The 9,015-nt window shown below is 64.5% G+C and carries 7 protein-coding genes; all 7 read right to left on the bottom strand.

What is annotated here, in order from left to right; translation table 11 throughout:
- Window positions 1-106 precede the first annotated feature (106 nt).
- Complete coding sequence (locus CWO91_RS18810) at window positions 107-1,093, bottom strand: ABC transporter ATP-binding protein (protein WP_130215177.1); 987 nt, start codon at window positions 1,091-1,093, stop codon at window positions 107-109.
- The gene (locus tag CWO91_RS18805) at window positions 1,090-2,097 is read right to left on the bottom strand and encodes an ABC transporter ATP-binding protein (protein WP_130215175.1); all 1,008 of its coding nucleotides are present in this window, start codon (window positions 2,095-2,097) and stop codon (window positions 1,090-1,092) included. The genes CWO91_RS18810 and CWO91_RS18805 overlap by 4 nt, the downstream gene beginning before the upstream one ends.
- Window positions 2,097-2,990 carry an ABC transporter permease gene (locus CWO91_RS18800; protein WP_130215173.1) on the bottom strand — a complete coding sequence of 298 codons (894 nt, stop codon included), beginning with the start codon at window positions 2,988-2,990 and terminating at the stop codon, window positions 2,097-2,099. Before CWO91_RS18800 ends, CWO91_RS18805 begins: the two co-directional genes overlap by 1 nt.
- A 9-nt stretch (window positions 2,991-2,999) precedes the next feature.
- Window positions 3,000-3,947: an ABC transporter permease gene (locus CWO91_RS18795; protein ID WP_091887160.1), complete on the bottom strand. Its 948-nt coding sequence runs from the start codon at window positions 3,945-3,947 to the stop codon at window positions 3,000-3,002.
- A gap of 35 nt (window positions 3,948-3,982) precedes the next feature.
- Window positions 3,983-5,581, bottom strand: coding sequence for an ABC transporter substrate-binding protein (locus CWO91_RS18790; RefSeq protein WP_130215171.1), 1,599 nt, complete (start codon window positions 5,579-5,581; stop codon window positions 3,983-3,985).
- A gap of 394 nt (window positions 5,582-5,975) precedes the next feature.
- Window positions 5,976-7,526, bottom strand: coding sequence for an AMP-binding protein (locus CWO91_RS18780; protein WP_130215169.1), 1,551 nt, complete (start codon window positions 7,524-7,526; stop codon window positions 5,976-5,978).
- Between the two features lie 19 nt (window positions 7,527-7,545).
- Window positions 7,546-8,700: an iron-containing alcohol dehydrogenase gene (locus tag CWO91_RS18775; RefSeq protein WP_130215167.1), complete on the bottom strand. Its 1,155-nt coding sequence runs from the start codon at window positions 8,698-8,700 to the stop codon at window positions 7,546-7,548.
- Window positions 8,701-9,015 lie beyond the last annotated feature (315 nt).

Genomic DNA, 9,015 nt, shown 5'->3' with positions numbered 1-9,015 from the left:
ACCTCGGGGAGTGGTTTGGCGAAGATTCGGAGTTCTATGCTGCTACCGAGCACCACGGAGAGATTCCGCGGTATGGGTCCCGGCCTTCGCCGGGACGACGGCGGAGTTATTGGCTACGCCCCGTCCCCTCATTCAGCAAACACGCCACCCGATGTCCGCCAGCCGCCTCCACCAGTGCCGGCCGTTCCGTCTTGCACCGTTCCATCGCAAACCGGCAGCGGGTATGAAACGCGCAGCCCGAGGGCGGATTGACCGGGCTCGGCACGTCGCCATCCACCAGCGGTGCAAGTTTCTTCGCGAGCGGATTGGCGACCGGCACCGAGGCGAGCAGCGCCTGCGTGTAGGGATGCCGCGGGTTGCGGAACAGCTCGTCCTTGTCGGCGATCTCGACGATCCGCCCGAGATACATCACCGCGACGCGGTGGCTGATATGCGCGACCACGGCGAGATCGTGCGCGATGAAGAGATAGGAGAAGCCGTGCCGCCGCTGCAGGTCGATCAAGAGATTGATCACTTGCGCCTGGATCGAGACGTCGAGCGCGGAGACCGGCTCGTCGCAGACGATCAGCCTCGGCTCCAGCGCAAGCGCCCGCGCGATGCAGATGCGCTGACGTTGGCCGCCGGAGAATTGATGCGGGAAGTTGCGCATCTGGTCTGGTCGCAAGCCGACTTGTTCAAAGAGCTTGGCGACGCGCTCCTCCAGCGCCTTGCCGGTGGCGAGGCCATGCACAGCCAGCGGCTCGCCGACGATGTCGCCCGCGGTCATGCGCGGATTGAGCGAGGCGAACGGATCCTGGAACACGATCTGCATCGAGCGGCGGTGCGGCCGCAGCGCCGTCTTGGAGAGATGGGTGATGTCCTCACCTTCCAGGCGGATCTGGCCCGAGGTCGGCTCGACCAGCCGCAGCACGCTGCGCGCCACGGTCGACTTGCCGCAGCCGGATTCGCCGACGAGACCAAGCGTCTCGCCAATACCAAGCGCGAACGAGACACCATCGACTGCGTGCACGGTGCCGACCTGCCGGCGCAGCACGCCCGCACGCACGGGATAGTGCTTGATCAAGTCCGTGACCTCGAGCAGCGCCTCGCTCATGCCACCTCCGCCACTTCCTCCGCGCGCCAGCAGGCGGCGAGATGGCCGCCGCCCCAATCGGCGAGCGGCGGATATTCGTCCTGGCAGCGCTTGATCGCGAGCGGGCAGCGTGGCGCGAAGGCGCAGCCTTTCGGCAATCGCACCAGCGACGGCACGGTGCCGGGAATTTCGTTCAGCCGCGGCGGCGCGGCGACGCCGGACGCCGGCACGGCTGGAATCGAAGCCATCAGCCCCCGCGTATAGGGATGTTTCGGCGCGGCAAACAGCGCTTCGACGCTGGCTTCCTCGACCTTGCGGCCCGCATACATCACGATCACGCGCTGTGCGGTTTGCGCGACGACGCCGAGATCGTGCGTGATCAGCACCAGCCCGGTGCCGAGCTCCTTCTGGAGGTCGAGGATCAGCGCCAAAATCTGCGCCTGGATTGTGACGTCGAGCGCGGTGGTCGGCTCGTCCGCGATCAGCAGCGCCGGCCGGCACGCCAGCGCCATCGCGATCATCGCGCGCTGGCGCATGCCGCCGGAGAGCTGGTGCGGATACTCCCGTGCGCGCCGCGCCGGCTCGGGGATCCGCACCAGCCGCAGCATCTCGACTGCGATATCCGCGGCCTCCTTGGCCGACAAGTTCCGGTGCAGCCGCACCGCCTCGACGATCTGGTCGCCGATCCGCATCACCGGATTGAGCGAGGTCATCGGCTCCTGAAAGATCATGGAGATGCGATTGCCCCTGACAGCACGCATCTTCGCTTCATCCAGCGCCAGCAGATCGGTGCCTTCGAGCGTGACGGAGCCGCCGACAATGCGGCCCGGCGGATCAGGCACCAGCCGCATCAGCGACAGCGCCGTGACGCTCTTGCCGCACCCGGATTCGCCGACGATCGCCAGCGTCTCGCCGCGCTTCACGGTGAATGAGACGTCGTCAACCGCCTTGAAGAGACCGGAATTGGTGAAGAACACCGTCTTCAGGTTCTTCACGTCGAGCACGAGGTCGGATTTGTCAGCCATCAGCCGCGCTGCCGGGGATCGAGGATATCACGCAGGGCGTCGCCGAACAGGTTGGCACCGAACACGGCGAGGCTGATGGCGATGCCCGGGAAAATCACCAGCCACGGCGCAGTGCGGACATATTCGGCAGCGGATTCCGAGAGCATACGCCCCCACGACGGATAAGGTTCGGGAATGCCGAGGCCGAGGAAGGACAGCGAAGCCTCGGTCAGGATGGTCGAGCCGAGCTGGGCGGTCGCCAGCACGATCAGCGGCGCCAGCGTATTCGGCAGCACGTGGCGCAGCGCGATCCGCATCTCGCTCATGCCGATCGATTTTGCCGCCTCCACGAAGGGCTGTTCGCGCAGTGCCAGCGTGTTGGCGCGGATCACGCGCGCGACGGTCGGGATCAGCGGAATGGCGATGGCGATGATCACGTTCGGCAGCGACGGGCCGAGCGCGGCGGTCATCACCAGCGCCAGCACCAGCAGTGGCAGCGCCTGGAGAACGTCGGAGACGCGCTGGAACACGAGATCGACCCAGCCCGAGAGATAACCGGAGGTGAGGCCGACGATTACGCCGATCGAGCCGCCGAGCGCCGTGGAGCCAAGCCCGACCGCGAGCGAGATCCGTGCACCGTGGATGATGCGACTGAACACGTCGCGGCCGAAGGAATCGGTGCCCATCCAGTGCACGAGGCTCGGGCGCGCCAGCGCGCGGGCGGAATCGACCGTCAGCGGATCGTAGCGCGCGATGAAGTCGGCGAAGATTGCGGTGAGCACGAACACCGTCATGATGACGAGCCCGGCCGCGCCAAGCACATGCCGCTGCGCCATGAACAGCACGCGCCGCCAGCCGCCGGTCGCATGCGCCCCGGCCCGTCTCAGTTCAACGTCAAAGTCGATCGCGGCCAAGCTGATCTCCTAATCCGTGTACCTGATGCGCGGGTCGAACACCGCGTAGAGCATATCGACGGTGAAATTCGCGAACACGACCACGACCGCGATGAACATCACGAGGTTCTGCACGATCGGATAGTCGCGCCAGCGGATCGCCTCGACCAGGAAGCGGGCGACGCCGGGGATGTTGAACACGGTCTCGGTGACGATCAGGCCGCCGATCAGGAATGCCGCCTCGATGCCGATCACGGTGATGACCGGCAGGATCGCATTCTTCAGCGCGTGGTGATAGTTCACGGCAGCATCGGATGCGCCCTTGGCGCGGGCGGTGCGGATATAATCCTGCCGCAGCACCTCCAGCATGGAGGAGCGGGTGATGCGCATGGTCAGCGCAGCGCTGCGGAAGCCGACGGCGGCCGCCGGCACGGCATAGGTGGCGAAGGCTTCGAGCCAGGTCTGCGGATTGGGATTGAAGATCGGCATCTGGCCGAACATCGCCACCGACGCGGTGAGGATCAAAAGGCCGAGCCAGAACGAGGGCAGCGACAAGCCGCTGAGGCTGACGACACGTAGCGCATAGTCGAGCCGAGTGCCCTGTTTCACGGCACTGATGACGCCGAGCGGGATGCCGATGGACGCTGAGAACAACAGCGCGAGGCCGGCAAGCCGCGCCGTGATCGGAATCCGCGGCAGGATCTCCTGGAGCGCCGGCTTCTCCGACACGTAGGAATAGCCAAAGTCGCCGCGCAGAAGACCGCTGATCCAGTGCCAATATTGCACGATCAGCGGCTGATCGATGCCGAGCTCCTTCTCCAGATTGGCCTTGTCGGCGGGATCGACATAGCCGGCCGCGGCGAACAGGATGTCGACGATGTTGCCGGGGACGACACGCAGCAGGAAGAAGATGACGATCGAGATCCCGAACAGGGTCACGAGCATCAGGAACAGGCGCCGCACCAGATAGGCAAACATGCACTGCCTCCTGTCGAACCCGTCAGCCGCCCGCGTTACTTGTCGAGCCAGACGTCCTCGTAGCGAAAGCCGTTATAGGAGCTGTTCGACATGATCGTGATCCCCTTGACATAGGGCTGCCAGCAGGTGCCGGCCCGCGCATGGAAGATGATCGGACGGGCAACATCCTCCTGCAGCTTCTTGTCGATGTCCCAGACCAGCTGCTTGCGCTTGCCAACATCGATCTCCTGCGACTGCACGTCGAACAGCTTCTCGATCTCCTTGTTGCAGTAGTTGGTGTAGTTCCGCTCCGAGCCGCAGGAGTAGTTTTCGTAGAAAGACTGGTCGGGATCGTCGACGGAATTGCCGGTCAAGTTCAGGCCGAGCATGTAATCCTTGCGTGCGACCTTCGGGAACCAGTTCGCAGTCTCCACGACGTCGAGCTCGCCGTCGATATAGATGCTCTTGAGCTGGTCGATCAGGATCACTGCGGGATCGCGATATTCCGCGAGATTGCGTGTCGAGACCTTCACGGCGAGGTGCTTGTCGGGGCCGTAGCCGGCCTTCTGCATCAGCTTTTTCGCCTCCTCCCGGCTCGCGTTCACGTTCGGGCCATAGCCTGGAATGGTCTCCAGCTTGTCCTTGGGCATGCCCCAGATGCCCTGCGGCGGCGGCAGCATGGTGCCGCCGATATCGGCCTGGCCTTCGAACAGGATGTCGACGAAGGCTTTGCGGTCGAGCGCCATCGCCATGGCCCGGCGGATGTCGATGTTGTCGAACGGCGGGGAGGCCGAATTGACGATGATGTTGGTCGAGACGTTGGTCGGCTCGACCGCGCAGATCGCGTTTGGCGCCTGTGACTTGATGTCTTTGAGGAGCGGGATCGTGATGTGCGTCGGGAAGGTCATGTCGAACTTGCCGGCGACGAAGGCGAGGATCGCGGTCGAGCGGTTCGTGATGATCGTGTACTCGATGCCGTCGAGATAGGGCAGGCCCTTCTTCCAGTAGTCCGGGTTTCGCGTCAGCTTGATCGATTCATTGGCCTTGAACTCGACGAATTTGAACGGGCCGGTTCCGACCGGATGGGTGCGCATGTCGGCCGGCGAGACGTGACAGGGGTAGATCGGCGTATAACCGGATGCGAGCATCGCCAGCAGCGACGGTTGTGGCCGCTTCAGATCGAAGGAGACCTCGAAATCGCCGTTCGGCGTGACGTCGTTGACCTCGTTGTACCAGGCCTTGCGCGGATTCTGCCGCAGCTTCTGCTGCGATTTGCCCATCAGGAGATCGAAGGTGCATTTGACGTCGGCCGAGGTGAACGGCTTGCCGTCATGCCATTTGACGCCCTGGCGCAGTTTGAAGGTCAGCTTCTTGTTGTCGCCGCTCCAGGACCAGCTCTCGGCCAGCTCTGGCCTCAGGGTATCAGGGCTGTTCTGCGCGATGTGCTGGTCGTAGATGACGAGATTGTTGAACACGCCCATGAAGGGCACGTTGATCGAATAGGTCGCGCCCTCGAGGATGGACGCATTGGCCGGGCTGTCGCGATGATACATCCGCAGGATACCGCCCTGCTTGGGCTCGCCGGCAAGCGCAATGGTCGAAAACGCCAGCAAAGATAGCGCCGCCCTCGCGGCGAGCGCCCGCACGCTCCGCATCCTCGTCCTCCCTGGACATCGGCCTTTTGGCCTGTTTGAGGGGACGATAGCCGATGGGCGCGGAGGGAGGCAACCGGCAAGGCCGCCCACGCTCTCGACAATTCGGATGACGGAAGGCCGCAGGCGCGTTTCACTCTCTCACATGGTGAGAGTGCGGGTGCGAAGGGAGGGTTCCTGTGAGGATGTTGTGCGCAGCCGCATCAACAAACTCGGTTGTCGTCCCGGCGCAGGCCGGGATCCATACCGCGTGATCTATCGGTTGCGCATGATGGGAGTACCGAACGACTAATCATCGCCAAACCACTCCCTGGGGTTATGGGTCCCGGCCCCCGTGCGCAATTGCGCACTAGGCCGGGACGACACCGCGTGTGTGGCGCGAGATCGCCCAAACCCCTCACACGATCCGCGATGCCTTGTTCCCCCAGTACCGGTCCCGCAGCAAGCGCTTGTACAGTTTCCCCGTCGGCAGTCGCGGCAATTCCTTTTCGAAATCGACCGAGCGCGGCATCTTCTGCCGCGACAGCGATTTTGCGCAGAACGCGATCAGCTCTTCCGCCAGCGCGGGGCCCGGCACGACGCCCGGCATCGGCTGCACCACCGCCTTCACCTCTTCGCCGAGATCGGCATTGGGCACGCCGAACACCGCGGCGTCGGCCACCTTCGGGTGGGTGATCAGCAGATTCTCGCATTCCTGCGGGTAGATGTTCACGCCACCGGAGATGATCATGAAGGTCGCGCGATCGGTGAGGTAGAGGAAGCGGTCCTTGTCGACATAGCCGACGTCGCCGACCGTGCTCATGCTGCCGTCGGCCGAGCGCGCCTCCCGGGTCTTCTCCGGATCGTTGAAATATTCGAACGGCGAGGCGGTCTTGAACCAGACCTGGCCCGGCGTGCCGGTCGGGCATTCCCTCATGTTCTCGTCGAGGATGTGGAGGTCGCCGAGGAGAACCTTGCCGACGGTGCCGCGATGGGCGAGCCACTCCTCGCTGTTGCAGGCGGTGAAGCCGAGGCCCTCGGTGGCGCCGTAATATTCATGGATGATCGGTCCCCACCATTGGATCATGTCGTCCTTGACGAGGGCCGGGCAGGGCGCCGCGGCGTGGATCGCGATCTCCAGCGAGGACAGATCGTAGCGCCTTCGCACCCCCTCCGGCAGCTTCAGCATGCGCGAGAACATCGTCGGCACCAGCTGGGTGTGGGTGATGCCCCATTGCTCGACGAGCTCAAGGTAACGCTCCGGATCGAAACTCTCCATGATGATCACGGTGCCGCCCATACGGATCGTGAGGTTCACGGCCGCCTGCGGCGCAGAGTGATAGAGCGGCGCCGGGGACAGATAGACCATGCCCTCGCGGTAGTGCCAAAGCTTCGTCAGAAAATCGAACAGCGGCAGATTGTGCTTCGGCGGCTCCTCCGGCAGCGGCCGCAGGATCCCCTTGGGCCGCCCGGTCGTGCCCGACGAATACAGCATGGCAGTGCCGAGCCACTCGTCTGCGATCGGCGTCGTCGGCAGATCGGCGGTCACCTCCGCAAGACCGACGATGCGGTCGCTCTCGCCCGGGCCATCGGCGACGACGCAGAGCTTGACGTCGGGACAGGCCTGGATCGCCTCGCGCGCGATGTCGAGTTTGGCCACCGACGTGATCAGGATCTTGGATTGGCTGTTGACGAGGAGATAGGCGAGCTCGCCCGGTGTCAGGAAGGAGTTGATGCAGGTGTAGTAGAGGCCAGAGCGCTCGCCTGCGCCGCAGGCTTCGAGATATCGCGAATTGTTCTCCATGAAGATCGAATAATGATCGAGCCGCTTCAGGCCGTGCCTACGAAACAGATGCGTGAGGCGATTACTGCGCGCCTCCAGCTCGCGATAGGTAACGGTCTCGCCCGTCGCCGCCATGATGAAGGCAGGCTGGAGCGGGCGTAGGCGGGCATGCTGACCTGGGTACATCAGTCCTCCGGCTTTTGGATCATGCGGCAAGAAGCAGGATTTCTCGCACCTGCGCCGGGCTGTCGATCCTGCGCGGATTGTGCGGGATCCAATTCGTCCGCATCGCCTGTTCGGCGATGGCGTCGAAATGCTCCGGCGACACGCGCACCTCGGCGAGGCTGCGCGGCATGCCGAGCGAGCGAATGAAGGCATCGAGCACGTCGGCGGCATCTCGGCCAGGAAAGCCCATGGCTGCCGCGACGATCATCTGGCGCTCGGCATTGTCGGGCGCATTCCAGCGCATCACCGCCGGCAGCATCACGCAGGAGGTGTAACCGTGCGGCACGTCGAGGGCCGCGCCCAGCGCGTAGCCGATGCCGTGGCTCGCGCCCATCGGTACGCCCGCTGCGAGTGCGCCCATCGACAGCCAGGTACCGATCTGCGCATCCATCCGCGCGTCGAGATCGGCAGGATCGGCCTTCACCCGCGGCAGCGCGTCGGCGAGCATGGCGAGGCCCTTCACCGATTGCGCATCGGCATAGGGGTGCGTCTCGCGCGAGCAGATCGCTTCCACGCAATGATCGACGGCGCGGACGCCGGTGGAGAGAAACAGCCATTCCGGCGTGTGCACGGTGATCGCGGGATCGAGGATGGTCGCGCGCGGCACCATGAGCGGATGCCGCAGCATCTGTTTCACATGCGTGCTGCGATCGGTCACGCCTGCGATCGCGCTGAACTCGCCGCCGGCAATCGTGGTCGGCACGCTGATCTGCCGCACGCTTGGCGCGGTCATCTCGGGCGTCACGCCCTTGTGCACGCGGATGCGCTCGATGCCGCCGATATCGTCGATGCCGTTGGCGAGGCACAGCTGCACCGCCTTGGCGCCGTCGGTGATGGAGCCGCCACCGACGGTAACGATCAGATCGGCATTCACCTCGCGCGCCGCATGCGTGGCGGCGATCACCGCCTCGCGCGGCGTATGCGCCGGCATGGCGTCGAACAGGCCGGCGCAGCGCTCGCCGAGCGCCTCCTTGATTTTCGTAATTTCGTCGGTCTGCCGGTTGAGCGTGCCCGAGACCATCAGGAAGGCGCGGCGCGTTCCCAGCCGGTCCATCTGCGCGACGATGGCCTCGGCCGCAGGATGGCCGAACACGACCTCCTCGATCGCGCCATAAACGACACGTCCCTGGTGCACGCCTGTCCTCCCCGGACAATTCGTCTTGTTTTTGTAGGGGGTAGTCTAGACGAGCAGTTGCGGCCCGTCATGCGCGAAGACGCTGGCCGCGTCTTCTTCCTCTCCCCGCCTGCGGGGAGAGGGTTGGGGTGAGGGGGACCCTCCGCGAGAAAGGTGATAGTAGGACTCGCGGAGGCTCCCCCTCACCCGGATCTCATCTTGCGATGCGATCCGGCCTCTCCCCAGCACGCGGGGAGAGGCGAAGATTGTGCCTCCTCCATTCATGAGCCCCGCGAAAAAGTCCATTCGTGTCTCGCCGCTAATCATCGCGTGCGA

The sequence above is a fragment of the Bradyrhizobium genosp. SA-3 genome (assembly GCF_004212635.1).
In the GTDB taxonomy this organism is placed as follows: domain Bacteria; phylum Pseudomonadota; class Alphaproteobacteria; order Rhizobiales; family Xanthobacteraceae; genus Bradyrhizobium.
Note: the sequence above shows the minus strand (reverse complement) of the source record. Positions and strands in the feature narration are given on the sequence as shown.